Source organism: Kribbella speibonae (genome assembly GCF_004331375.1).
GTDB lineage: Bacteria > Actinomycetota > Actinomycetes > Propionibacteriales > Kribbellaceae > Kribbella > Kribbella sindirgiensis.
On sequence record NZ_SJKC01000001.1, the window covers coordinates 2,461,471 to 2,486,303 of the forward strand.

Here is a 24,833-nt window from a genome sequence, read left to right on the forward strand (position 1 = left end):
GGCGAAGCCTCCTAATTAGACTTGACGGTTCAGTCTTGTTTGAGGCTAATTAGACTGAACCGTCTAGTCAAGTAAGGTGGCTGTATGACGGATGAGCGCACGGTCGGCCCAGGACGGCCGCCGGTACGGAAGAAGTCGCCGGCCAAGCGGTCGGCGATCCTCGCGGCCGCGACCGCGATGTTCTTCGAGCTCGGCTACGAGCGCACCAGCGTCGACGCGATCGCCGCGTCCGCGGGCGTCGGGAAGCAGACCGTCTACGGCCATTTCGGGGACAAGGAGGGCCTGTTCCTCGCCGTGGTCGAGGCGGTGCGACAGGACCAGGAGGTGGCGGCCGACCCGGGGATGCCGGACACGGGGGACCCGCTGGCCGACCTGACCGCGGCTGGCGAGTCGATCCTCGACGGCGTCCTGTCGCCCTCGATCTCGGCGCTGCACCGCCTGACGATCGCGGAGCTGCCGCACCATCCGGAGTTGCAGCGGATGTGGCGAGACGAAACCGCCAAGCCCGGGCGCGACGACCTGATCGCGGCGTACCTGCGTGCTTGCGATGCCAAGGGCCTGCTCAAGGTCCCGGATCCGGCGCTGGTGACTCGACAGCTGACGTTCCTGGTGGTTGCCGAGGGCCGGGTGGCGACGCTGCAAGGCACCGAGCCGCTGAGCGCGGACGACCGGCATCGCATCGCGGCCGAAGCCGCCGATCTGATCGTGCGGGCGTGCCGTCCTTAGGCTGAGTGGCCGAAAGTCGCGCTGAACGCCTCCTGGAAGAGGTCGGTCAGGCTGCGTTCCCCGTTGTCTGCGGCCCAACGGAGCAGGGCGGTGTGAGTCACGCCCAGTACGGCGCTTGCGGCTGCGCGGGCGCCGTACTCGAGAGTGGGATCGATCGCGCTGACGAAGGCTTCCTGGAGGCGGTACTGGCTGTCCAGGTGGCGGGCCTGGAGGGCTGGTGTGGAGATCATCAGCCGGAGGCGTGCGAGGAGCAGGTCGTGCTCGTTCGTGGCGGCCAGGTCGAGGATGGTCAGGACGGTCCGGCCGATGCGGTCGGTGAGTGATCCGGTCGCGGGCAGCTCGGTGAGCGTGGTCGCGGTCAGCTGGTCGAAGTCGTCGTACAGGACCAGGTCTTCCTTGGTGGGGAAGTTCCGGTAGACCGTCATCGCCGAGACGCCGGCCGCGTCGGCGACGTCGTTCACCGTGGTCGCGTCGTACCCGCGGTCGGTGAACAGGCGAAGCGCCTGCCGCTGGATGCGTTGCCGGGTGTCGGCACGCTGGCGGTCTCTCAAGTTCATGTGGTAGATACTAACAACATGATAGTTTCTAACATGAACGGCAAGGTCGCGTTGGTCACCGGTGCCTCCCGCGGCATCGGGCGAGCGATCGCGGAGCGGCTGGCCGTGGCGGGGTGTGAGGTCGCCGTGCACTACGGGCGGGACAAGGCCGGTGCCGAGGCGACGCTGGCGCGGATCGGCGGGCGCGGGTTCGTGATCGGGGCCGAGCTGGGCGTGCCCGGTGACGTCGAGTCGGTGGTTGATCAGCTGGACGCGGAGCTGGCCGGCCGGCGGCTGGATGTGCTGGTGAACAACGCGGCGGCGTCACCGGCGGGTCCGATCGGTGCGGACACGGAGGCGGCGTTCGACCGGCTGATGGCGGTCAACGTACGAGCGCCCTACTTTCTGATCCAGCGGCTGCTGCCGATGCTGTCCGACGACGGCCGGATCGTGTCGATCTCGTCGGTCGCGACCCGGATGGCGAACCCGGCGCAGACGTCGTTCGCGATCACCAAGGGTGCGCTGGAAACGATGACACTCACCTTGGCGCAGGAGCTGGGCGCGCGGGGCATCACCGTGAACGCGGTCGCGCCCGGCGCGACCCGGACCGAGGCGAACGGCGCGATCTTCGAGACGCCCGGGTTGACCGAGCTGATCGTCGCGCAGACCGCACTCGGCCGGTTGGGCGGTGCCGATGATGTCGCCGAGGTGGTCGCGTTCTTGGCCTCACCCGCGGCGCGGTGGATCACCGGACAGGTCGTGGACGCGTCCGGTGGTCTGCATCTCGGCGTCGGCTAGGGGGTCGAGTCGGTGTCGAGGAAGAGTTGTACGTCGGGATGCGTGCGCAGCGCCGTACCGGGGTAGTTCGGGTCGATCGGCTGTGTGAGGGTGTCGTGGACGGCCTGGCGTTTGACTGATCCGGGGACCGAACCGATCAGCGCGTGCGCGTTCAGCAGGCGGGGGATGGTGACGGTGATCGCATGGGTCGGTACGTCGGTGAGTTGGGCGAAGTTGCCCTCGTCGACCTGCTGCCGGCGGCTGGTCTCGTCCAGCGCGACGCGTTTCGTGGCCGCCGGGTCGTTGAAGTCCGCGGGCGGATCGTTGAACGCGAGGTGGCCGTTGACGCCGAGACCGAACAGGACGAGGTCGAACGGCTCGTCGCCGATCAGCTCCGCGTAGGTGTCCGGGCCGTCCTCGGGTGCCAGCGGGTGGAACGTTGCCTGCGGCACCTTGTCGAGGAAGTTCCGGCGCAGCCAGTTGCGGAACGACTGCGGTGCCTCCGGCGTCAGGTCGACGTACTCGTCCATGTGGAAGCACTCGACCCGGCTCCAGTCCAGATCCGGTTCCACGGCGAGCGCGGCGAGGGTGGCTGTCTGGCTCGGCGCGGCGGCCAGCATGAGGCGCGCCCGCCCGGTCGTTGCGATCGCCTTCCGCAGCCGCTCGGCAGCGGCGGCGCTTGCGGCCCGCCCGAGCTCCGTGCGGTCCGAGCAGGTGACGACTCGCGGCGCATGCTCAACAGTCATGCGGAAACCCTCGCACACCCGCCGGATCACCGCCTCGCCATGCCGATCTGTGAACAAACGCCGGGGCCTGGGTACAGGAAATGGCATGTGCCCGGTAACTGGTAGGTGTGCTCACCTCGGGGGGATAACCCCCGGGCCGGTTGGTGGCTGGCCGGAGTGTGTCGGTTTGTCCGTCCACATAGCTTCGTGGGCATGACGAATCAGGCGCTGATCAGCGCGGTGCAGGAGCCGACCGGCGGGGTGGCCGGGTGGGCGATCGATCTCATGGAGCGGATGGGACCGGCCGGCGCGGGGCTTGCGGTGGCGTTGGAAAACCTGTTTCCGCCGTTGCCGAGCGAGGTGATCCTGCCGCTGGCCGGGTTCGCGGCGGCGCGGGGTGACTTCGGGCTGGTCGCCGCGATCGTCTTCACCACGCTCGGGTCGGTCGTGGGTGCGCTCGCGCTGTACGGCGTGGGCGCGGTGCTCGGGCGGGAACGGACGCGGGCGCTCGCCGAAAAGCTGCCGCTGGTGAAGCTGCAGGACGTCGACAAGGCCGAGGAATGGTTCGTCCGGCACGGTGCGAAGGCGGTGCTGATCGGGCGGCTGGTTCCGGTGGTGCGCAGCCTGATCTCGGTGCCTGCCGGTGTGGAGCGGATGTCGGTTGCGCTGTTCCTGGCGCTGACGGCCGTCGGAAGCCTGGTGTGGAACTCGTTGCTGATCTTCGCCGGCTATCAGCTCGGTGAGCGGTGGCATCTGGTGGAGTCGTCGGTAGGGGTGTTCCAGAAGGTCGTGATCGTGGCCGCGGTGGCGGCGGTCGGGTGGTTCGTCGTGGTGAAGGTCCGGGCCCGGCGTTCGGATTCTGAGAAAGTCAAGTAAGCGGCTCGACTTTGACTACTCTCGAGGGAGTTGCCGTCGAGGGGTCAGGAGATGGGTCAGATGCCGTCAGTCGCGTTCGAGTCGCAGGTCGTGCCGCAAGGTGCGCAGGAGCCGCCGGTCTGGCCGCAGTCGGTGGTCACGTTGGTGGGCAACCCGCGGGCCGGGTCGCGGACAGCGGCCGCCGCGGCGTCGGTCGCGGAGCTGCTCGCCTCCGAGCTCGGTACGCCGTACCGGATCGACGAGCTGATCGATCTCGTGACGATCGCCCCGGCCATCTTCCAGGGTGAGGACGCCGGGGCCGACGCGCAGGCCGCGCTCGAGAGTGCGATCGATCTGGTGTCGTCGGCCTCGGTGATCGTTGTCGCGACTCCGGTCTACAAGGGCAGCTACACCGGGCTCCTGAAGAGCTTCCTCGACGTACTACGGCCCTCCGCACTGGCCGGCTCCGTGGTCGTCCCGGTGACGGTGTCAGCCGCACCGAGCCACAAACTCCTGGCCGACCACCACCTCCGCCCGGTCCTCGCAGAGCTGGGCGCGAGCGTCCCAGTACCCGGCGTGATCCTCGAGGAGCGCGACCTCGAAGACCTACAGGTCGCCCTCTCAACCTGGATCCGCACCAACGCCCCCATCATCCAAGCCACCACCATCGCCCTCCAACCAGTCCCCGAACCAACCCCCGCCCGATAGCGCAAACCCCGGGGGGAGGTCGCGGAAGGGGGTGCAGAAGAACAGGTAGTGCACCTGCGGGACGCTGTATGCCGCAAACCCCGCGACGCTCGGGTGCACTAGGGGCGGCCTTGGTACCTCCTGTTCTTCTGCACACCAGCCTGTTAGTCGTTGTAGGTCGGTTGGGTGGGGGCGTGGCGGAGGGTTGTGGTGGCTGGGATGAGGGTTGAGGCGAAGGTCAGGAGGGCGGCGGCTCCTACGACTACTAGGTAGATCCAGATCGGGCCGGTGGGGAGGGCGTCGTTGGCTACCTTGGCGGAGAAGGGGAGTAGGCAGGCCAGGGCGACTGCGGTGCCCAGCGTTACGCCGGTGAGGGTGACCAGGGCGCTTTCGGTGGTCAGCATGCGGAGCACCTGGAATCGGGTCGAGCCGGTCAGCCGCTGCAGAGCGAACTCGCGGCGGCGGCGCAGGGTGGTCGACACCAGGGTGTTGACGACCGAGACCGCGGTGTAGGCGATCAGCATGCCGACGAGCATGTAGTTGATCCACGCCTGGGTCTGCAGGTCCTCGACGTTCGACGCGACCAGCGTGCTGCGGTCGGCGACCTGGACGCCCGGGTGGGCGGCGGCGAGCTCAGCCAGACCAGGCCGTACGTCGGCTCCCGGCGCGGCGCGTACCAGGATCTGCTTCGTCAACCCGTCCGTCGTGTGCGCGACGACCAGCGACGCGGGCAGGATGATCGTCTCGTACCCACGCTCGGCCGCGAACGTCGCAACCACCCGCAACCTCGTCGTGGTCCCGTCGCCCAACGTCATCGTGATCTCCGAGCCGACCCCGCGACCGGTCTTCTGAGCCATGTACTCCGGAATCGCCGCGGTCGCCCCGGTCAGGCCGGCCAGCGATCCGCTCGTCAACCGAACCGGCGCCGTGCCCTCAGCGCCCTGCGCATCCACGCCGATGATCGGCGCGCCGTCCTCGTCGAACGGAGCCTTGCGAGGGTCGTCGACCGCGCCCATGCTGCGGACGAACGCCGACGCGCTCGCCACGCCAGGCACCTCACGAACCTGCGAGAGCACCGTCGGCGAGAGGCCGGCCTCCGACACCAGTACGGCGTCCGCGCGCAGATCCCGTGTGAACGCCTCCGAGGACGCGTGCACCTGTGTGGTCTGCATGTACAGGTTGGCGGTCGAGATGCCGACGGCAAGCATCACGGGCATCGCGGCGGCCGACAGTGCGACCGATCGTGCCGACAGGTTGCGGATCGCGAGCCGGCCGTTGACCCGGGTCAGCGCCTGGACCGGCCAGCGCCAGATCCCCAGCACCAGCTTGCTCCAGAACGGGCCGAGCAACGCGACACCGATCGCCCAGCAGAGGATCGACGGACCCGCGGTCGAGGCGGCCAGCGGCCCGGACATCACCGTCGCGGTGACGATCAGCAACGCCATCCCGCCGCCGAGGAACAACAGACCGAACAGCAACCGGATCCAGCTGAACCACTTCCGCTGCAACGAGGCCTCGACCAGCGCCTCGACCGGCTTGATCTTCGCCGACTTCCGGGCCGCGATCAGCGCCGCGCCGACGGCCGCGAGGACCGCCGCGCCGGCGCCCGCCGCGAACGGGATCCAGCCCTGCGAGAACTCGATCACCGGCGAGGCGACGCCGTGCGAACTGAGCTGGTCGAAGAGGAACCCGCCGAGGAAGATCCCGGGCAGACAGCCGAGGACGACGGCCGGCAGCGAGACCATCAGCGCCTCGCCGAGGATCATCCGCCGGACCTGACCGGGTGTGGTGCCGATCCCGCGGAGCAGCGCGAACTCACGTTGCCGGTGCTGCGCCGCGAGCGCCAGCGTGGACGCGACCACGAACATCATCGTCATCGTCGCGATCCCGCCGAACGATCCGGCGATCGCGATCAGCGCCGTACGGTGGGATTCGGCATCCGGGTGCTCCGCGAGGCCGCGGTCGACCCCCGCGCGGACCGTCAGGTTCCCGTCGACCTCTTCCAGCCGGTCCTTGACCGCGGAGAGGTCGGTGCCGGGGGCAACCAGTACGCCGACATCGGCGAAGCGGGACGGGTTGCGGACGAGCTGCGCCGCGTCACGATCGGAGAAGAACGCGTGGCTCGCGGCCCGGGGGGCGATTCCGCTGATCGTGAAGGTCTTCGGCTCGCCGTTGATCAGCAGGGTCAGCTGCTCGCCGACCTTCCCGGACGAGACAACTACCTGCCCGAAACGCGGTGCTTTCCCAGAGCTGAGTTCATAAGGGGCGAGGGCGGCGCTCGACCAGTTGTGGCCCTCGGCAACCGCCGGGCCGACGGCGGTGAAGGTGTAGTCGCCTACCGCGGAGGAGACGCCTTCTGTGGAACGGATCTTGGCGAGGAGGTCGATCGGTACGCCGACGCGTTCGGTCAGCGGAGTGGGGTCTTCGACACCGGGGCGGTGGTGTGACTGTTTGCCGGTCACGACCAGCGAGGTCGCGGCCAGGCGTTCGGGTTCGACGTTGGAACGGATCCCCGTCTCCATCAGGCCGCCGCAGGCCATCACGATCGCCGTACCGAAGACGACCGCGATGAACGTGGCGATGAATCCGCTCTTGCGATGGCGCAAGGTGCGGACAGCCAGACGCATCATCCCGCCACCGCCTGCAGGTTGGACCGCGCGCCGAGGTGGGTCATCCGGTCGGCGACCGCTTCGGCGGTCGGGGCGGTCAGGCTGCCGGCGAGGGCGCCGTCGGCGAGGAAGACGACCTGGTCGGCGTACGACGCGGCGACCGGGTCGTGGGTGACCATGACGACCGTCTGGCCTTGGGTCCGCACCGGCTCGCGCAGCAGCTCGAGGACGTCGGCGGCGGTCTGGGTGTCGAGAGCGCCGGTCGGTTCGTCGGCGAAGATCACGGCCGGCCGGGCGACGAGCGCGCGGGCGATCGCGACCCGCTGCTGCTGCCCGCCGGACAGTTCGCCGGGGCGGTGCTTGGCCCGGTCGGCGAGGCCGACGCGCTCCAGCACCTGCCGTACGGCGGCCTTGTTCACGCGGCGCCCGTCGAGCTCTTGCGGCAGGCAGACGTTCTGCCAGACGGTCAGTGCCGGCAGCAGGTTGAACGACTGGAACACGAAGCCGATCCGCTCCCGCCGGAGCTCGGTCAGCCTGCGCTCGCTCAGTCCGGCCAGCGGCTGGCCGTCGATGGAGACGCTGCCCGACGTCGGCCGGTCGAGCCCCGCCGCACAGTGCAGGAAGGTGCTCTTGCCCGATCCGGACGGACCCATCACCGCGGTGAAGGTACCGGGGGCGAATTTCATCGAGATCCCGTTCAGGGCGGTGACGGCGTTGCCGCCACGGCCGTAGACCCGTCGTACGTCGTGCAGGACGACCGAGTACCCGGTCCCGTCGACTGCTTCCTGCGTCCGTTTCTTCATGCCGCCGACGCTACGGATCAGCGGCGTACGAACCCATGGTGCTGAACCGCCGCCTGATGGTGGACGAAACCCCACCCACGGTCAGGAACGGAGCAGGGCGCGGAGGCCCGCGCTGTACGTCTCCTTGGTGACGTCACCGATGATGAGCCGCTGCAGGACGAAGCCCGGGATCAGGCCGAACAGGGCCTGGGCGACGTACCGGGGATCGACGTCGGCGTCGATCGTGCCGTCGGCCTGGCCGCGGCGGGCGACGTCCTCGAACCGGTTCCGCAGTTGCGTGTACTTGCCGGAGGCCGTTTGCATGATCGCCGGGTTGCGCAACGCCTCGGCCCAGGCCTGGACCGCGACCCGGGTGACGTCGCCGCCGGGTCGTTCGGACACCTCGACGACGTGATCGAGCGCGGTTTCCAGCGCCATCAGCGGGGTCAGCGGCTGCTCGGTGGCGAGGATCTTCTGGAAGACCTCGTCCACGGTGCTGAGCGCGTCCTCGGCGATCGCGGCGACGATCTCTTCCTTGCTCTTGAAGTACCCGTAGACGGCGCCCGCGGACAGCCCGGACTCGCGGATCACGTCCGCCATCGTCGTCTTGTGGAAACCGTCCTCGAGCACACAGGTACGGGCCGCCGCGACGATCTGCGCGCGGCGCGCCAGGCGATGTTCCTCGGTGACCTTGGGCACGCTCGCAACATAAAACGAATGTCCGTTCTTGACAAGTCGCCGGACCGTTGCCAGGCTCGGACTTATAAAGAACGATCATTCGGTTTTAGCTCGAGGGAGTACCAGCCATGACCACTGAGGCGCACGCGGCCGACCGTCGCCGGCCGCCCTTGATCGCCGTCATCACCCTGCTGACCGCGGTCCTCACGGTGTTACTGATCGCCTTCGCGTGGCCGGCCGCGCGCTCCGAACCGCGGAACGTCCCGATCGCGGTGTCCGGCCCGACGCCGGCGGTCGCGCAGATCCAGGCCGGTCTCGAGCAGGCGATGCCCGGTGGCTTCGAGATCACCGCCGTACCGGATCGGCAGGCGGCGGTGCAGCGGATCGAGGACCGGGACGCGTACGGCGCGATCGTGCTGGACGCGGCGCAGCCCGAAGTACTGACCGCCTCCGCGGGCGGCCCCGCCATCGCGCAGGTGCTGACGCAACTGTCGGCCCGGATGTCCCCGGAGAACCCGGCGAAGGTGACCGACATCGTGCCGCTGCCGAAGGACGATCCGCGCGGTGCCGGTCTGGCCGCGGGCGCCTTGCCGCTCGTGCTCGGCGGGATCCTCGCCGCCGCCGCGCTGACCCAGCTGGTGCGGTCCGGGGCGAAGCGGATGATCGGCGCGGTCACGTTCGCGATCACCGGCGGGCTCGCGCTGGCCGCCGTACTGCAGTACTGGCTCGGCTCCTTCGAAGGCAGCTACCTCGGCAACGCGGGCGTGATCGCGATGTCGATCGCGGCCATCAGTCTTACCCTGCTCGGACTCGAGTGGCTGCTCGGTACGGCGGGACTCGCGCTCGGCGGCGCCGTGATGATGCTGCTCGGCAACCCGCTCTCCGGAATGACGAGCGCCCCCGAGATGCTGCCGAGCGGATGGGGCACGCTGGGTCAGCTGCTGCCGCCCGGAGCAGCCGGTACGGCGTTGCGCTCGGTGAGCTTCTTCGACGGCGCCGGCGCTGCACGGCCACTCGTCGTACTGGCGTGCTGGTTACTCGCCGGAGTGGCGCTCTGCGGACTCGGCGCGCTGCGCTCCCGAGGACGCGCCGTACCCGCTCGGCACGAGGCGTCCGCCGTCGCCGCCTGACAAAGTGGGGGTATGACAACGCGGTGACCGGATCGTTACGTCCCGGTCACCGCGTTACCGCAGACCTGCCGCGACAACGTTGTCTGTCAAGCATTGACTTCGGTCATTCAAGGCTCCTACGGTCACGAGAAAGCCCGCAGGGTTTGGGTCGTGGTACCGGCATGACAACGATTGCCCGAAGGTGGACCTGAATGATGTCTAGGAAACGTTTCAAAGTAGCCGCGGTAACCAGCGCGCTGCTGCTCGCGGTGACGGCCTGCAGCCAGGGGTCGACGACCAAGCAGCCGGACGCCGGCAGCTCGCAGAGCTCCGGTCCCGCGCACATCAAGATCGCGTACCAGCAGTGGGGCCCGGGCGTCGTGATGAAGAACTTCCTCACCGGCGTGAAGTCGGAGTACGAAGCCGCGAACCCCGGCTCGACGGTCGAGATCCTGCCGATCGTTGCCTCGGAGAACGACTACTACACCAAACTGCAGCTGATGATGCGGTCGCCGAACACCGCGCCGGACGTGGTCTACGAGGACACCTTCCTGATCAACTCCGACATCACCGCCGGCTACCTGAAGCCGCTCGACGACTACATCAACAAATGGGACCAGTGGGGCCAGTTCCAGGACACCGCGAAGGGCGCGGCGAAGGCGCTCGACGGCAAGACGTACGGCGTACCGGACGGCACCGACACCCGCGCGCTCTGGTACAACAAGCAGATCTTCGCGAAGGCCGGCCTGCCCGCCGACTGGCAGCCGAAGACCTGGGACGACGTCCTCAGCGCCGCGCGGACCATCAAGCAGAAGGTCCCCGGCGTGATCCCGATGAACGTGTACTCGGGCAAGCCGATGGGTGAAGCGTCCGCGATGCAGGGCTTCGAGATGCTGCTCTACGGCACCAAGGACACGCTGTACAACAACGACCAGCAGAAGTGGGTCGTCGGCAGCCAGGGCTTCAAGGACTCGCTGAACTTCATCAAGACCATCTACACCGAGGGCCTCGCGCCGTCGCCGAAGCAGGCGCTCGACCCGAACATGGGCAGCAAGGTCGGCACCGAGCTGCTGCCGGGCGGCAAGCTGGGTATCGCGCTGGACGGTTCCTGGATCTACGGCAACTGGCAGAAGACCGGTGCGAAGCCGTGGCCGCAGTGGACCGAGGTGATGGGGCAGACCGCGATGCCGACCCAGGACGGCAGTGGCAAGGGCAAGGTCAGCCTCTCCGGCGGCTGGACCTGGGCGATCCCGGCCAAGTCCAAGAACCCGGACGCGGCCTGGAACCTGATCAAGACCCTGCAGACGCAGAAGAACGCGACCAAGTACGCCACCGACGGCGCGCAGATCGCCGTACGCAAGGACGTCGCCGCGGATGCCACCTACAAGAACTCGGCGAAGAGCACGCAGTTCTTCACCGACCTGGTGTCGGTGACCGTGTACCGGCCCGCGTTCGCGGAATACCCGAAGGTCTCGAACGAGATCATCACCGCGATGGAGGCCGTGATGACCGGGCAGTCGACCCCGGACAAGGCGGCGAAGAACTACGACGAAGCGGTCGAAGGCATCGTCGGTAAGGACAAGACGACTTCGGGCCAGTAGCCGAACCGACGAAGGAACCTTGCCTGTGACGACGACTGTCGCCCCCACGGCCTCCACTCCCGCTCCCTCCGGCAAGACGTCCGGAGGGGGCGGGAAACCGCGGGCCGCCAAGCTGATCCGGATGCTGCCGCTGTCGCCGGCCATCGGACTGATGCTGGTCTTCCTGGCCGGCCCGATCATCTACTGCGTGTACGCCGCGTTCACCAACATGGCGCTCACCGGCACCGGCGCGGCGAACGTGAAGTTCGTCGGGCTGGACAACTTCCGCAAGGCGTTCTCCAGCGGAGCGTTCACGAACGCGATCTGGCTGACGCTGGTGTTCACGCTGATCTCCGCGATCATCGGGCAGAACAGCCTCGGCCTCGGTCTCGCGCTGCTGATGCGCAAGTCCACGAAGCTGGTCCGGAACTTCGTCGGTACGGCGGTGATCGGCGCGTGGGTGCTGCCCGAGGTGGTCGCGGCGTACCTGCTGAGCGCGTTCTTCAACGACGACGGCACCCTGAACGTGATGCTGCACGCGGTCGGCCTGCCCGGTCAGGACTGGTTGTACGCGGCACCGATCATCGCGGTCTCGCTGGCCAACATCTGGCGCGGTACGGCGTTCTCGATGCTGGTCTACTCGGCCGCCCTGAGCGAGATTCCCAAGGAGATCGAGGAATCCGCCGAGATGGACGGCGCGGGCGGCTGGCGGCGGCTGCTGTTCGTGACGCTGCCGATGATCACCCGCGCGATCATGACCAACCTGATGCTGATCACGCTGCAGACGCTGAGCGTGTTCGGCCTGATCTTCGCGATGACCCGCGGCGGCCCGGGCACCAAGAGCCAGACGCTGCCCCTGTACATGTACGAGCAGGCGTTCAGCTTCTCCCAGATCGGCTACGGCACCGCGATCGCCCTGGTGATGCTGGCGATCGGCGCGGTCTTCTCGCTGATCTACCTACGTGGACTGAACTCGGAGGCAGCGTGATTGCCCGCGACAAGATGAGCAAACTGGCGTCGAACCTGGTGCTGCTGGCCATCGGCGTACTGTTCGTGCTTCCGCTGCTGTGGGTGCTGTTCGCGTCGATCAACCGGACGGCCGGCCTGCGGGTCGAGTTCCCGACGCATCCGACGCTCGGGAACTTCAAGGCGGTGCTGAACACCGACACGACGTACCGGCCGGTGCTGAACGGCATCGTGCTGTGCGGCGGGGCGGCGTTGCTGACGATGGTGTGCGCGGTGCTGGCGGCGTACCCGTTGTCGCGGTTCCGGACGCGGTTCAACCGGCCGTTCCTGCTCACGGTGCTGTTCTGCACCGGGCTGCCGATCACCGCGGTGATGGTGCCGGTGTACGGGCTGTTCGTGCAGCTGAACCTGGTCGACACGCTCGGCGGCACGATCATGTTCATGGCGACCTCGGCGTTGCCGTTCGCGATCTGGCTGACGAAGACGTTCATGGACGGCGTACCGCTGTCGCTGGAGGAAGCGGCCTGGGTCGACGGCGCCGGGAACATGCGCGCGCTGCGGGCGATCGTGCTGCCGTTGATGTGGCCGGGGATCGCGGTCGTGCTGATCTTCACGTTCATCGGCATGTGGGGGAACTTCTTCGTCCCGTTCATGCTGCTGCTCTCCCCGGAGCGGTTGCCGGCGTCGGTCAGCATCTTCACGTTCTTCGGCCAGTACGGCGAACCGAACTACGGGCAGCTGGCGGCGTACTCCCTCATCTACACCACCCCCGTACTCCTCCTCTACCTCCTCCTCAGCCGCAAACTAGGCGGCGCCTTCGCCCTAGGCGGCGCCATCAAAGGCTGAACCTTCTAACAACCAGCCGCCGCGAAAGGACACCGCTTCGCGGCGGCTGTTCTCTTCGCAGGCGTGCCGCGTGGTGGATGTTTGCGCGCGGGGTGGTCAGTCCGTGGTGAGGGTGGTGCGGGCCTCTTGCCAGAAGGCGAGCTTTTCGGGGAAGGTCTTTTCCCATTGGAAGTCTGGGACGCCTTCGGCGAAGCGGGCGAGCGCCAGTGGGGCCAGGGTGGCGGCTTCGGGGGCGGCGTCTAGGACTACGGCCAGGCGGATGGTGAAGGTTGCCAGGCGGGTCAGGCGGGAGTGGTCGGGGGTTGTTTCCAAGTCCTTCAGTTGGGCGCGGAGCTGTTTGATCGTGCGTTGCGCCGTACGGTGCTCGCCTCGGCCCGGTGCCTCGAGTTCGTCGGACGGGATGCCTAGGAGTTCTGCGACTTCGGGTGATGGGTCTGCGGCGGGTGTCGACTTGCCGAACAGGCGGGGCTTGTCGGACTGGAGGCGGGCGGCGATCTCGTCCAGGAGCGCGTCGAGGCAGTGGACGAGTTCGGGTACGGCCTTGTCGGCGGTCCTGCGGCGGTTCGAGTCCAGCGCGGCGACGCGGGCATGCTCCGCCTCGATCGCCGCGCGCAGCGAGTCGGGCCAGTCGTCGAGACCGGTCAGCTGCTCCTGACGGGGCGCCGACGGGTTGAGGGCACTGGCGTCGAGCGGTTTGGCGCCGGAGCGAGCCGCGTCGATCTCTTCGCCGATCTTCTTCTGAGGTCCCGGAACGATTGAGCTCACGCACCCACACTACGCATTTCGTGGGTAGGCGTCCGAGATGCCGGGTTTACGGCCGAGATCCGGTGCGCAAACCCAGCATCTCGGACGTCTACCCACCAAAGGTCACTCGTCCACCCGCCGCAGGTTCCAGACGGACGGGACGACGAGCGCGATGAGCGTGATGAGGACGAACAGCGCCGCGCCGTACAGTTCGACGGCTTTCGCGCTGATCGCGACCGCGACGTACCCGACCGTGAGTTGGCCGATCGGCCCGGCGATGAAGGAGCCGAGCATGTCGTACGACGCCACGCGCGACAGCTTGTCGATGGGTACGTGTTGGCCGAGTGCGGTCTCCCAGCCGATCCCAAAGACGTCGAACCCGATCCCGAGGACGAAAGCCGCGATCGCCATCGCCCAGAGCTGCGGCAGCAGCGCGAGGCACAGCATCACCGGGACCGTGAGGAGCATGCCGAGCATCCCGGTACGGATCGGGTGGCGCGGTTTGAGGCGGAGCATGACGATGCCGCCGACGATGAGTCCGGCGCCGAAGCAGGCGCTGACCACACCCCAGCCGGCCCGGCCGAAGGTACGGTCCGCGATCACCGGGCCGAGGACCTGGTAGCAGGCCGTGAAGATCAGGTTGAGCAGCGCGAACGCGAGCACGATCACCCAGACCCACTGCCGGGACGCGAACTCCTTCCAGCCCTCCCGCAGGTCGGTCAGTACCGAGCTCGCCGCGCGTTCGATCCGCGGGATCGTCAGGCGGGACAGCAACAGCGCACCGATCAGGAACGTCACGCCGTCGACCGCGAGCCCGACGCCCGGACCGGTCAGCCCGACGATCACGCCCGCGACCGCGCCGCCGCCGATCATCGCCGCCGAGCGCGCGAACCCGGCGATCGCGTTGGCCTGGGGGAGTTCGGCGCGGTCCACGATCGACGGCAGGATCCCGGTCATCGCGGGCATCACGAACGCGGCCGCCACCCCGTTCACCGCCTCGATCGCCGCGAGCTGCCAGATCGTCGCGTGCCCGGTGAGGACGAGTGTCGCGGCCAGTCCTTGGGTGAGTCCGCTGATCGTGTTGGCCGCGACCAGCACCAGGTGCCGTGGCAGCCGGTCGGCGATCACGCCGCCGATCAGCAGGAACACGATGTTCGGGATGCTCCGCGCGGCCAGTACGGTCCCTACCGCGCTGGCCGAATGCGACACGTCGAGTACGGCGAACACCAGCGCCACCGGTGCGATCGCGGACCCGAGAATCGAGATGAACCGCGCGGACACGAAGACCCGGACGTCACGATGCCGCAGTACGGCGAGGTCCTGCCGCCAAGTCACCGCATCCCCCTCACCGCCCGACGAACCAGCAGATCCTACGGTCTCCCGTGGGTCTCCCGCGGGGGAATATCCGGCTTGTCTGCCAGCCGCATACTCAGCTCGACCTCCCACTTCGTCTTCCGCGGCTCGGTGCGGGGATCAGTGCGGTACGCCTCGTACCGGCAGCCGAAGGCGTCGCCGGTCGCGACCTCGTCCCGGTCGAGGGTCAGCCCCTCGTCGGCAACCCAGTCGAGCAGCGCACGGTTCGCGCGGAGCGAATGATTGCGGTAGGTCAGCGTCGCGTACTGCCCGGCCGGCAGCGTGCTGGGACCCACCCGGTCGTCGCCGGGCAGGGCGGTCGGGGTGATGACGCCGACCTCCAGATCCATCGGCCCGCTCATGTCGATCACGTGCAGCCGGAGAAGAACGGGCCGGCGTCGTCGATGCCGTTTTCGGCCACGAAGGCGATGAGCTCGTCGAGCAGTTCGTTCCGTTTCCCCAGCATTCCGCGGAACGGCGTCACCACTCGGATCCCCAGACAGCTCCGGGCGTCGTACTGGACGACCCGGGTCGGCTCCACCACGTCCATGGCTCTCCTCCTCGGGCCGAGCATTCCACACGGGGCATTCCACACGGGGCATTCCACACGGGGCATTCCACACGGGGCATTCCACACGGGGCATTCCACACGGGGCGTTCGGTGGGCGGGCGGAGTGTTTTCTGTGCGTGGGGGATCGGCGTACGGTCGGTAGTTGTGAGGGGGCGTCTGAGTGGTTTTTGGGCGGCACGGGGAAGCGTGACGTTGGCTTTACTCGTTGCCGGGTTCGCTGCTGCGGCTGTCGCGGTGGGGCGGTGGGAGCGCGAGTTCGGGTACGAGAGCCCGGAGGCGGTCCTCGTGCTCGAGACCGTCAACGGCTGTGTCGCGCTCCTGCTCGCGTACCTGGTCTATGGGCGCTTTCGGCGTACCAACACCTGGCAGGACCTTCTCCTCTTACAGGGACTGGTGGTTCTCGGTACGGCGAACGCGGTGCTGAGCGTGACGCTCGCGAAGAACGAGCCGGTGGGCGCGTTCGGCAACTGGCTGCCGCCGGCGCTGCGGATCGTCGGGACGCTGCTGATCGCCGCCTCGGCCCTCGTCCCGGACCGCCAGGCACGCCGGCGCGGTTGGCGGCACTGGGCACTGGCGCCGGTCGTCGCGGTGGTGCTCGTGATCAGCGCGGTCATGTACTGGCGCAAGGATTCGCTGCCGGAGTTCTCCACCACGAACGCGCCCCTGCTGCCACAGCTCGTGACGCTTACCTGCTTCGCTGTGGCCGCGGTCGGGTTCACGATGCAGGCCCGCAGCCGGGACGACGTACTGCTGCGGTGGCTCGGTCCTGCCTGCGCGGTGGGTGCGTTCGCGCGGCTCAACTACCTGGTGTTTCCTCCGGTGCACCAGGACTGGCTGTACTCCGGCACCGTGCTGCGCACCGCGTCGTACCTGCTGCTGCTCGTCGCCGCGGGCCGTGAGATCAGCCGGCACTGGGCGCTGCAGGCGGAGGCGGCGGTGGCGGAGGACCGGCGACGGCTCGCTCGCGAGATGCACGACGGCGTACTGCAGGAGCTGGGCTACATCCGTTCCGAGCTCTCGACCTTCGACGATCGCCCGCGCGTCGACCGGATCCTCGGTGCCAGCGATCGTGCCCTTGACGAGGCGCGGCAGATGCTGGAGGCCCTCGGCCGGTCGGACGACGAGCCGCTCGGTCTCGTGCTGCACCGGGCGGTCGAGCAACTCGCCCAGCGGTACGGCGTGACGCTGGATCTCGAACTCGACGAGTCGATCGTGGTCGACCGGGCGCAGCGCCACTCCCTGGTCCGAATCGCCCGGGAGGCGGTGCTGAACGCCGTCCGGCATGGCAGGGTGGATCGGGTCAGGGTCGAGTTGGGCCGTGACGGCGAGGGCAGCAGGCTGCGGATCTCCGACAACGGGGCCGGGTTCGACCCGGGGGGATCACGGACCGGCTTCGGGTTGATCAGTATGCGGGAGCGTGCGGAGGCGCTGCCCGGGACCTTCGACCTGACCTCGCGGCCGGACGAGGGGACGACGGTGGTGGTTACGTGGTGAACGCCGAGCCGAGCCGGGTGGTGATCGCGGACGACCACCCGCAGTTGCGGGCGCATATTCGGCAGGCGCTGGAGGCGGGCGGGTTCGAGGTGTGCGCCGAGGCGGCCAACGGGCCGCAGGCCGTGCGGTTCGCCGAGGAGCACCGGCCGGACGTCGTTTTGCTCGACATCCACATGCCCGGCGGCGGGATCCGGGCGGCCGCCGAGGTCGCCCGGCTGCTGCCGGAGATCGCGATCGTGATGCTCACCGTGTCCCGCGACGACAACGACCTGTTCGACTCGCTCCGCGCGGGGGCGGCCGGCTACCTGCTGAAGGACACCGATCCGGGCCGGTTACCGGCGGCGTTGCGCGGCGTGCTGTCGGGGGAGGCGGCGATCCCGCGATCGCTGGTCGCGCGCATCCTCGACGAGTTCCGGGAACCGGGGCGCCGGCGCACGGTCCGGCGGTCGAAGGCGGCGCTGCTGACGTCCCGCGAATGGGAGGTGATGGGGCTGCTCGGTGAAGGCCTCACCACCGAGGAGGTCGCCAAGCGCCTGTTCCTCTCGCCGACGACGGTCCGGGTCCACATCTCGTCGGTCCTGCGCAAACTCCGGGTCAAGGACCGTCAAGCGGCGATTGACCTGTTGAAGGACGAGCGTTGAGAGGTGCCGACCGTGCGGGCGATCCCCCCTCTTCACCGCCCCCACGATCGGTACCCTCCCGATCGACCGTGTGCACCCCTCCGCGCACACGCTCTGCGATCACCCTAAGTAGCGAACGGCCGCGGAGCCACCCCCGAGCGCAAGTTTGAGCGTTCAAACAACTAAACACCTGCCGGCGGGCAACGCGGGGCCGACGCTTGTCCGTCGTTGTCACTGGGGGTGACCGGGGGAATGCCGGTACCTTGGGGTATTGGTCCTTCGAACTTGCAGGAGGCTCCGTGAAGATCAATGACGTACTGCGCGGTAAGGGCAACCAGGTCGTCACCATCTCCCCAGAAGCCACTGTCACCGAACTGCTCACGCTGCTGGCCGAACGCAACATCGGTGCGGTCGTGGTCAGCGCGGACGGAGCGTCGGTGGACGGCATCGTCTCCGAGCGCGACATCGTCCGGCTCTGGAACGGTACGCCGGACGCGGGCCAGGTCCGGGTCAGCGCGATCATGACGTCGGAGGTGCACACCTGCACACCGGACGACCTGATCGACAACCTGATGCGGCTGATGACCGACCGCCGGATCCGGCACGTCCCGGTCGTTGTCGACGGCAACCTTGCCGGCCTGGTCAGCATCGGTGACGTGGTCAAGTCCCGGATCGGCGAACTCGAGTTCGAAACCGAACAACTCTCCAACTACATCAGCAGCTGACCGGGTGGGCCCTCTGCCCCGGCCGTCTCCGGGGCAGAGGATTCAGCGCTCAGCCCAGTTCGATCAGGTCGCCGAGGTCGAGGGACGCGAGCTGAGGACGGACGTCCTTGGCTTCCCCGACCACGACCACGAGCAGGCCGTCGGTGCCGACGTACTTGCGGTAGGCCTCGGTCGCCTCGGCGGCCGTGGTGGCGGCGATGTTGGTCAGGTACGTGTCGGCGAAGTCGATCGGTACGCCGTTCGCGATGTTGCTGCCGACCTGCTGGGCGACGGAGTCGGCCTGCTCGTAGCGCAGCGGCGCGGTGCGGATCAGGCTGTCCTTCGCCTCCTGTACCTCCTGCTCAGTGAGCCCGTCGCGGGCCTCCCGCAGGATCCGGAGCGCGTCACCGATCGCGGCGCCGGTCACCTCGGTCCGTACGGCGCCGCCGAGGCTGAAGGTCCCGCCCTTGCGCGGAGCCGCGAAGCTGGTCCGCGTCCCGTACGTGTAGCCCTTCTCCTCGCGCAGCACGGTGTCGACCCGGGACGTGATGGTGCCGCCGACGACGTGGTTCGCGACCGCGGCCGCACCCCACGCCGGGTCCCGCCGGTCCGGACCGGCGCACCCGATCAGCAGCTGGCTCTGCACCGAGCCCGGCCGATCGACCAGCACGACCCGGTTGCCCAGCAGGTAGATCGGCTCCGGCGTCTCCAGCGCCGTACCGGCGGATGACGTCCAGCCGGCGAAGGCCGCGTCGATGATGCCGGCGACATCGACGCCGGTCGCGTCACCGGCGAACAGGATCTCGGCCCGCTCGGGGCCGATGTTGTTCCGGTAGAACTCGGCGACCTCGGTATTCGTCAGCGGACGGATCGTGTCCGGCCGGCCCGCGGTCGGCCGGGACCGCCGCGTCGACGGGTCGAACAGGTGCGCCGAGAACGCTTCCCGCGCCCGGTACCCGGCGTTGGCCCGCTCCTGGTTGATCTCGCCGAGCCGGATCGTCACGTGCCGCCCGACATCGGCCTGGTTGAACGCGGGCCGGGTGATCGCCTCGGCCAGCAGCTCGACCGCCGGCGCGAGATGCGACACCGGCACCGAGATCTCCACGTGCAGAGCGTCCGAGCTGACGTCCACGCCGTACGCCGCTCCGTGCCGTTCCAGCGCGGCGGCGAACTCGTTGGCCGAATGCAGTTCGGTGCCCTCGTCGAGCGTCCGCGACATGATCGTGGCGACGCCTTCGAGCTCCCGCGGTTCGGCGATCAGCGGCATCGCGATCGTGACCCGGACGGTGGCGACGTACTGTCCCGGACGGTCGAAGACATGCACCGGCGCGCCCACGCTGGTCCGCGTGGTCACTGCCTCCGGGAACTTCCACGGACGCGGTGCGCCGACAGCCGGCGGGGTCGTCAGAACCTGGTTCATTCCTGCTCCTCCGACTCGGTACGGCGGTACGTGACCTGCACACGCCCCTCGGCGCGGATCCATTTCCGCGCGGCCGCCTGGACCTGTTCGACGGTCACCGCCTGCACCTGGTCGATGCGCGTGTTGATCCGGTTCGCGTCGCCGAACAGCAACGCGTGGTGCGAGATCTCGTCCGCACGACCCGCACAGGTCGCCAGCTGCTCGAGCCAGTCGCGCTCGGCCTGCGCCTGCACCGTCGTCAACTCTTCCTCGCCGACACCCTCGAGAGCCAGCTTCTCGATCTCCTCGAGCAGCGCGTCCTCGACCTTCTGCAGGTCGATCCCGTCCGACGCGATCCCGGTCAGCGTCCCGAACGACACCCCGCCGATCAGCGGCAGCGCGCCACCCGACACCGACTGCGCGATCTGCTCGTCGCGGACCAGCCGCCGGTTCAAACGGCCGCTCTGCCCGGCGGCGAGGATATCGAGCGCGAGCCCGGCCGCGTCCAGCTCGGGCGTCCCGTCGACGGGCAGCCGGAACATCATCGTGATCAGGTCGGACGGTACGTCGGACGTCACGTCGTCGCGCTGTACGCCGGTCATCGGGCCGATCGTCCCGTCCGGCGCCGGCGGCGGCGCGGGGATCGCGGGCAGATGGCCGAAGTACCGCTTGGCGGCGTCGAACGCGTCGTCGGTGGACACGTCGCCGACGATCGTCAGGACGGCGTTGTTCGGCCCGTAGTACTTCCGGAAGAAGGCGTGCACGTCCTCCACGGAGGCGGCGTCCAGGTCGGCCATCGAACCGATCGTCATATGCGCGTACGGGTGGCCCTCGGGGAACGCGAGCCGGACGAGCCGCTCGTAGGAGTCGCCGTACGGACGGTTGTCGTACGACTGCCGCTTCTCCTCCTTGACCACGTCACGCTGGTTGTCCAGGTTCTCCTGGTTGACCGCGTCGAGCAGGTAGCCCATCCGGTCCGCCTCGAGCCAGAGCGCGAGGTCGAGACCGCCGCTGGGCAGCGACTCGAAGTAGTTCGTCCGGTCGAAGAACGTCGAAGCGTTGAGGCTCGCGCCCGCGGTCTCCAGCAGGCTGAAGTGCTGACCGGACGCGACGTTGCGCGACCCCTGGAACATCAGGTGCTCGAAGAGGTGCGCGAACCCGGTCAGGCCCGGTGGTTCGTGGCGCGACCCGACGTCGTACCAGAGGTTGACGGCGACGATCGGGACGGCGCGATCCGAGCTCACGACGACCCGGAGGCCGTTGTCGAGCGTCTGCTCCGCGATGGGGTACGTCAAGGGCATACCGGCCACCATACGTGGTCGGGAAACCCGGCTACTCGAGACGTTTGAGGACTTCGTCGTGCAGGCGGCCGTTGGTGGCGACGGCGTTCGGGCCGTTGGGGCCGGGGGCGCCGTCGACGGAGGTGAACGTGCCGCCCGCCTCGTCGACGATGATCGCGAGCGCGGCCATGTCGTACAGGTTGAGCTCCGGTTCGGCGGCGATGTCGACCGCGCCCTCCGCGACCAGCATGTACGACCAGAAGTCGCCGTACGCGCGGGTCCGCCAGACCGAGTCCATCAGGTCCGCCCACTGGTTCTTCTTGCCGATCTTCTCCCAGCCCTTGAGCGAGGCGTACGACAGCGACGCGTCCTCGATCTTGCTCACGTCGCTGACCCGGCACGGCTGCGAGGAGTGCAGCGCGCGGCCGGTCCAGGCGCCGTCGCCGTACGACGCCCACCAGCGCTTCCCGAGAGCGGGGGCCGAGACCACGCCGACGACGACCTGGTCCTCGATCATCAGGCTGATCAGCGTGGCCCAGACCGGGACGCCGCGGATGTAGTTCTTGGTGCCGTCGATCGGGTCGACCACCCAGCGCCGCACGCCCCAGCCGCTGGTGCCGTCCTCCTCGCCCACGAACGCGTCCCGGGGACGGGCCCGGGCGAGCGTCTTGCGCATCACGTCCTCGACCTTCTGGTCCGACTCGCTCACCGGAGTGAGGTCGGGCTTGGTGGCCACATGCAGGTCGAGCGCCTTGTAGCGGTCCATCGTGGTCGAGTCCGCGTCATCGGCCAGGATGTGGGCGAGCCGCAGGTCATCCGTGTGCGAAGGCATGCCGGAAGGCTAGCCTGAACCGCTCCTGAGCGGACCGGGTGTCCGGGATCAGTTGCGGATCGATTGCGGTCCGGATTGAACCAAAGGCTGTCGTTGAACGTGCCATTAGTGTCTGATCACGTCACACGACTGCCATGGAGGCTGTCCATGTTCGAGCGCTTCGGGGACCTGCCGCTGCACGTGCTGGTGATCCATCTGACCGTGGTGCTGCTGCCGGTGGCGGCGCTGACCTTGATCGCCTTCGCCGTGGTGCCGCGGTGGCGGCGGCTGCTGCGCTGGCCGGCGCTGATCCTCGGCGTCGGGACGCTCGTCTGCGCGTACGTCGCGAAGGAGAGCGGTGAGGCGTTCGTGGCCGCCGTACCGACGCTGGCGAAGGCCGTCGAGCTGCACTCGAAGCGCGGCGACCTGTTGTTCTGGTACTGCCTGATCTTCGCAGTCGTTGCCGTCGCCGCCTTCCTGCTGCTGGCCGGCATCAAGGGTGACAAGGCAACGAAGAGCCGGCCGCTCGAGCTGCTGACCCAGGCGGCTGTCGTCGTGATCGGCGTACTGGTCATCTGGCAGACCGTCCGCACCGGAGACGCGGGCGCGAAGGCGGTCTGGGACGGCCAGTTGCCGCCTAAGTAGGCTCCTCGGTCTCGCGCAGCTCCCGGCCTTCGCGGGACGCCAATAGCCGGCGGAAGGAGTCGACGCGGGCGGCGTCGGCACGGCCCGCGGCCACCGCGTCGTCCAGCGCGCAGTCCGGGGCGTCGGCGGTGTGGGTGCAGCCCCGCGGACAGGTTTCGGCGATCTCGGCGAGATCCGGGAACGCGTGGATCAGCTGTTCCGGATCGACGTGGGCCAGGCCGAAGGAGCGGATACCGGGGGTGTCGATGATCCAGCCGCCCTCGGGCAGGCGCAGGACCAGGGTGTTCGTCGACGTATGGCGGCCGCGGCCGGTCACCTCGTTGACGACGCCGATCGCCCGGTTCGCGTCCGGGATCAGGCCGTTGACCAGCGTGGACTTGCCGACGCCTGAGTGGCCGACCAGAACGCTCGTCCGGTCGTCGAGCTGCTCACGGAGCTGGCTCAGGTCGCCGTTCTGGTGGGTCGCCACCGATTCGACGCCGAGCGGGCGGTAGATCGAAAGCAGCGGGTCCGGGTCGGCCAGGTCGGTCTTCGTGAGGCAGAGCAGCGGCCGCATCCCGGCGTCGTACGCCGCGACCAGGAAGCGGTCGATCAACCCGGTCCGGGGCTCCGGGTTCGCGACCGCGACGACGATGACGAGCTGGTCCGCGTTCGCGACCAGGGGCCGCTCGACCGGGTCGTCGTCATCGGCCGAGCGGCGGAGCAGCGTCGTCCGGGGGAGAACCTCGACGATGCGGGCCAGCGAGCCCTCGTCGCCGCTCGCGTTGCCGTCGAGCTTCACCCGGTCGCCGACGATCACGCCGGTGCGGCCGAGCTGCCGGGCCTTCATCGCGGTCACTTCGCGGCCGCCGTCCGGGTCCTCGACCCAGCAGGCGTAACGCCCGCGGTCGCGGGTGAACACGAACCCGATGGCGGCGCTGTCGTACGAGGGGCGGTCCTTGGTCCGTGGCCGGGTCCGGCGCTTCGGACGGTCGTACTTGGCCTCCTCGTCGTACCGCGACATCAGCCGGCGAGCTCCGACCACATCTCGGGGAACGCGGGCAAGGTCTTCGCGGTGGTGCCGATGTTCTCGATCCGCAGGTCGTCGACGAGCAGGCCGACGACGGCGGCGGCGTGCGCCATCCGGTGGTCGGCGTAGGTGTGGAAGAGCCCGCCCTGCAAGGGCTTCGGCCGGATCGCCAGTCCGTCGTCGAGCTGCGTGACGTCCCCGCCGAGCGCGTTGAACTCGGTCTCGAGCGCCGCCAGCCGGTCGGTCTCGTGGTTGCGGAGGTGCGCGATCCCGCGCAGGTACGACGGTCCGTCGGCGAACGCGGCCACCGCGGCGATCACCGGCGTCAGCTCACCGACCTCGCTCAGGTCGAGGTCGCAGCCCTGCACGCGACCGGTGCCGCGAACGGTCAGACCGTCGGCTCCCAGCGTCACGTCGGCGCCGAAGCGCGTGAAGATCTCCGGCAGCTGGCCACCGGGTTGCGTGGTCTCCGCGGGCCATCCGGTGACGGTGACGGAGCCCCCGGTGATGACGGCCGCGGCGAGGAACGGCGCCGCGTTCGACAGGTCGGGCTCGATCGCGTAGTCCAGCGCCCGAATGGGGCCAGGAGCAACGACCCAGCGGTTCGGCTCCGCGTCGTCGACCGTGACGCCGCGTTCCCGCAGCATCGCCACCGACATGTCCAGGTGCGGCTGCGACGGCACCGGCTTCCCGTCGTGCCGGATGTCGACGCCCTCGTCGTACCGCGCGCCGGCCAGCAGCAGCGCGGACACGAACTGGCTCGACCCGGACGCGTCCAGCGTCACCTTGCCGCCGCGCACCGAGCCCGTGCCGGACACGGAGTACGGCATCCGGCCGGTCCCGCCGTCGTCGATCTGTACGCCGAGGGTTCGCAGAGCGCCCAGGATGACGCCCATCGGCCGCTCCCGCGCGTACTCGTCGCCGTCGAACGCGACCACGCCGTCGGCCAGCGCGGCCACCGGTGGTACGAATCGCATCACGGTGCCGGCCAGACCGCAGTCGACGTTCGCCGGTCCCTTGAGCGAGCCCGGGGTGACGGTGACCGTCGTACCACTGTCGGCGATGCCTACGCCCAGCGAGACGAGGGCGGAGCGCATCAATGAGGTGTCGCGGGCCTCGAGCAGGCCGGTCAGGTGCGACGGGCCGTCCGAGATCGCGGCGAGGATGAGCGCACGGTTGCTGATCGACTTCGATCCAGGCACCGTGACGGTACCGGTCACCGCTCCATCGACCCGCGGCGCCGGCCAGCCCTGCTCGCTCATCCCACTCCTCAGCTCAGTATTTACCTGCTCTGAGCCTAGGGCATGGGCGCGCTCCAGCCGTCCGA

General features: G+C 68.8%; 26 protein-coding genes. 12 read left to right on the forward strand and 14 right to left on the reverse strand.

Features of this window, described 5'->3' with window-relative positions:
• The first annotated feature begins 84 nt into the window (after nucleotides 1-84).
• Nucleotides 85-726, forward strand: a complete 642-nt coding sequence (locus E0H92_RS12385) for a TetR/AcrR family transcriptional regulator (RefSeq protein WP_131467661.1) — start codon at nucleotides 85-87, stop codon at nucleotides 724-726.
• Here the strand turns inward: E0H92_RS12385 and E0H92_RS12390 are convergent.
• Complete coding sequence (locus E0H92_RS12390) at nucleotides 723-1,283, reverse strand: TetR/AcrR family transcriptional regulator (protein ID WP_131467660.1); 561 nt, start codon at nucleotides 1,281-1,283, stop codon at nucleotides 723-725. The genes E0H92_RS12385 and E0H92_RS12390 overlap by 4 nt on opposite strands.
• Before the next feature lie 18 nt (nucleotides 1,284-1,301).
• On the opposite strand from E0H92_RS12390, the gene E0H92_RS12395 reads away from it, so the two are divergent.
• Nucleotides 1,302-2,060: an SDR family oxidoreductase gene (locus tag E0H92_RS12395; protein ID WP_238173388.1), complete on the forward strand. Its 759-nt coding sequence runs from the start codon at nucleotides 1,302-1,304 to the stop codon at nucleotides 2,058-2,060.
• On the opposite strand, the gene E0H92_RS12400 is transcribed toward E0H92_RS12395, so the two are convergent.
• Nucleotides 2,057-2,785 carry a 6-phosphogluconolactonase gene (locus tag E0H92_RS12400; protein ID WP_131496289.1) on the reverse strand — a complete coding sequence of 243 codons (729 nt, stop codon included), beginning with the start codon at nucleotides 2,783-2,785 and terminating at the stop codon, nucleotides 2,057-2,059. The two genes, E0H92_RS12395 and E0H92_RS12400, sit on opposite strands and share 4 nt — an antisense overlap.
• A gap of 192 nt (nucleotides 2,786-2,977) precedes the next feature.
• On the opposite strand from E0H92_RS12400, the gene E0H92_RS12405 reads away from it, so the two are divergent.
• Together E0H92_RS12405 and E0H92_RS12410 are read left to right on the forward strand one after the other, a co-directional pair.
• The gene (locus E0H92_RS12405) at nucleotides 2,978-3,640 is read left to right on the forward strand and encodes a DedA family protein (protein WP_131467658.1); all 663 of its coding nucleotides are present in this window, start codon (nucleotides 2,978-2,980) and stop codon (nucleotides 3,638-3,640) included.
• 60 nt (nucleotides 3,641-3,700) lie between these two features.
• Nucleotides 3,701-4,327, forward strand: a complete 627-nt coding sequence (locus E0H92_RS12410; RefSeq protein WP_131496290.1) for an NADPH-dependent FMN reductase — start codon at nucleotides 3,701-3,703, stop codon at nucleotides 4,325-4,327.
• Nucleotides 4,328-4,470: 143 nt separating this feature from the next.
• Here the strand turns inward: E0H92_RS12410 and E0H92_RS12415 are convergent, their stop codons facing one another.
• The 3 genes from E0H92_RS12415 to E0H92_RS12425 form a co-directional block, all read right to left on the reverse strand.
• Complete coding sequence (locus tag E0H92_RS12415) at nucleotides 4,471-6,936, reverse strand: ABC transporter permease (RefSeq protein WP_131496291.1); 2,466 nt, start codon at nucleotides 6,934-6,936, stop codon at nucleotides 4,471-4,473.
• On the reverse strand, nucleotides 6,933-7,718 hold the full coding sequence (locus tag E0H92_RS12420) for an ABC transporter ATP-binding protein (protein WP_131496292.1): 786 nt from the start codon (nucleotides 7,716-7,718) through the stop codon (nucleotides 6,933-6,935). The genes E0H92_RS12415 and E0H92_RS12420 overlap by 4 nt, the downstream gene beginning before the upstream one ends.
• Nucleotides 7,719-7,799: 81 nt before the next feature.
• The gene (locus E0H92_RS12425) at nucleotides 7,800-8,396 is read right to left on the reverse strand and encodes a TetR/AcrR family transcriptional regulator (RefSeq protein WP_131496293.1); all 597 of its coding nucleotides are present in this window, start codon (nucleotides 8,394-8,396) and stop codon (nucleotides 7,800-7,802) included.
• A gap of 107 nt (nucleotides 8,397-8,503) precedes the next feature.
• Between E0H92_RS12425 and E0H92_RS12430 the strand changes: the two genes are divergently transcribed.
• From E0H92_RS12430 to E0H92_RS12445, 4 genes are all read left to right on the forward strand, one after another.
• Nucleotides 8,504-9,505 (forward strand): ABC transporter permease, encoded by a 1,002-nt coding sequence (locus E0H92_RS12430; RefSeq protein ID WP_131496294.1) that lies wholly within the window; start codon nucleotides 8,504-8,506, stop codon nucleotides 9,503-9,505.
• A 194-nt stretch (nucleotides 9,506-9,699) separates the two neighbouring features.
• Complete coding sequence (locus tag E0H92_RS12435; RefSeq protein ID WP_131467652.1) at nucleotides 9,700-11,085, forward strand: extracellular solute-binding protein; 1,386 nt, start codon at nucleotides 9,700-9,702, stop codon at nucleotides 11,083-11,085.
• 25 nt (nucleotides 11,086-11,110) lie between these two features.
• Nucleotides 11,111-12,052 carry a carbohydrate ABC transporter permease gene (locus E0H92_RS12440; protein WP_131467651.1) on the forward strand — a complete coding sequence of 314 codons (942 nt, stop codon included), beginning with the start codon at nucleotides 11,111-11,113 and terminating at the stop codon, nucleotides 12,050-12,052.
• A complete protein-coding gene (locus E0H92_RS12445; RefSeq protein WP_131467650.1) occupies nucleotides 12,049-12,876 on the forward strand; it encodes a carbohydrate ABC transporter permease in 828 nt (275 codons plus the stop codon). Before E0H92_RS12440 ends, E0H92_RS12445 begins: the two co-directional genes overlap by 4 nt.
• Before the next feature lie 96 nt (nucleotides 12,877-12,972).
• Here E0H92_RS12445 and E0H92_RS12450 read toward each other — a convergent pair whose 3' ends face one another.
• From E0H92_RS12450 to E0H92_RS12465, 4 genes are all read right to left on the reverse strand, one after another.
• Complete coding sequence (locus tag E0H92_RS12450) at nucleotides 12,973-13,641, reverse strand: hypothetical protein (protein WP_131496295.1); 669 nt, start codon at nucleotides 13,639-13,641, stop codon at nucleotides 12,973-12,975.
• Between the two features lie 102 nt (nucleotides 13,642-13,743).
• Entirely contained in the window at nucleotides 13,744-14,955 is a 1,212-nt protein-coding gene (locus tag E0H92_RS12455) for an MFS transporter (RefSeq protein ID WP_131467648.1), read from the reverse strand.
• 35 nt (nucleotides 14,956-14,990) lie between these two features.
• Nucleotides 14,991-15,335: a GyrI-like domain-containing protein gene (locus E0H92_RS12460; protein ID WP_131496296.1), complete on the reverse strand. Its 345-nt coding sequence runs from the start codon at nucleotides 15,333-15,335 to the stop codon at nucleotides 14,991-14,993.
• A gap of 5 nt (nucleotides 15,336-15,340) precedes the next feature.
• Nucleotides 15,341-15,523 carry a hypothetical protein gene (locus E0H92_RS12465; RefSeq protein WP_131496297.1) on the reverse strand — a complete coding sequence of 61 codons (183 nt, stop codon included), beginning with the start codon at nucleotides 15,521-15,523 and terminating at the stop codon, nucleotides 15,341-15,343.
• 213 nt (nucleotides 15,524-15,736) lie between these two features.
• Here E0H92_RS12465 and E0H92_RS12470 point away from each other — a divergent pair, with 213 nt between their 5' ends.
• The 3 genes from E0H92_RS12470 (at nucleotide 15,737) to E0H92_RS12480 (ending at nucleotide 18,383) form a co-directional block, all read left to right on the forward strand.
• A complete protein-coding gene (locus tag E0H92_RS12470; protein WP_131496298.1) occupies nucleotides 15,737-17,038 on the forward strand; it encodes a sensor histidine kinase in 1,302 nt (433 codons plus the stop codon).
• Nucleotides 17,032-17,679 (forward strand): response regulator, encoded by a 648-nt coding sequence (locus tag E0H92_RS12475; RefSeq protein ID WP_131496299.1) that lies wholly within the window; start codon nucleotides 17,032-17,034, stop codon nucleotides 17,677-17,679. The genes E0H92_RS12470 and E0H92_RS12475 overlap by 7 nt, the downstream gene beginning before the upstream one ends.
• 278 nt (nucleotides 17,680-17,957) lie before the next feature.
• Nucleotides 17,958-18,383, forward strand: a complete 426-nt coding sequence (locus E0H92_RS12480; RefSeq protein ID WP_131467644.1) for a CBS domain-containing protein — start codon at nucleotides 17,958-17,960, stop codon at nucleotides 18,381-18,383.
• Between the two features lie 49 nt (nucleotides 18,384-18,432).
• Here the strand turns inward: E0H92_RS12480 and E0H92_RS12485 are convergent, their stop codons facing one another.
• The 3 genes from E0H92_RS12485 to hisN are packed head-to-tail and all read right to left on the reverse strand — an operon-like array spanning nucleotide 18,433 to nucleotide 21,873.
• Nucleotides 18,433-19,782 (reverse strand): M16 family metallopeptidase, encoded by a 1,350-nt coding sequence (locus tag E0H92_RS12485; protein WP_131467643.1) that lies wholly within the window; start codon nucleotides 19,780-19,782, stop codon nucleotides 18,433-18,435.
• Nucleotides 19,779-21,062, reverse strand: a complete 1,284-nt coding sequence (locus tag E0H92_RS12490) for a M16 family metallopeptidase (RefSeq protein WP_131467642.1) — start codon at nucleotides 21,060-21,062, stop codon at nucleotides 19,779-19,781. The genes E0H92_RS12485 and E0H92_RS12490 overlap by 4 nt, the downstream gene beginning before the upstream one ends.
• A gap of 31 nt (nucleotides 21,063-21,093) precedes the next feature.
• Entirely contained in the window at nucleotides 21,094-21,873 is a 780-nt protein-coding gene (hisN, locus tag E0H92_RS12495) for a histidinol-phosphatase (RefSeq protein WP_131467641.1), read from the reverse strand.
• 147 nt (nucleotides 21,874-22,020) lie between these two features.
• On the opposite strand from hisN, the gene E0H92_RS12500 reads away from it, so the two are divergent.
• Entirely contained in the window at nucleotides 22,021-22,497 is a 477-nt protein-coding gene (locus tag E0H92_RS12500) for a DUF2231 domain-containing protein (protein WP_131496300.1), read from the forward strand.
• Here E0H92_RS12500 and rsgA read toward each other — a convergent pair.
• A complete protein-coding gene (gene rsgA, locus E0H92_RS12505; protein ID WP_131467639.1) occupies nucleotides 22,490-23,500 on the reverse strand; it encodes a ribosome small subunit-dependent GTPase A in 1,011 nt (336 codons plus the stop codon). The two genes, E0H92_RS12500 and rsgA, sit on opposite strands and share 8 nt — an antisense overlap.
• The gene (aroA, locus tag E0H92_RS12510; protein WP_131496301.1) at nucleotides 23,500-24,768 is read right to left on the reverse strand and encodes a 3-phosphoshikimate 1-carboxyvinyltransferase; all 1,269 of its coding nucleotides are present in this window, start codon (nucleotides 24,766-24,768) and stop codon (nucleotides 23,500-23,502) included. Before aroA ends, rsgA begins: the two co-directional genes overlap by 1 nt.
• Between the last annotated feature and the right edge of the window lie 65 nt (nucleotides 24,769-24,833).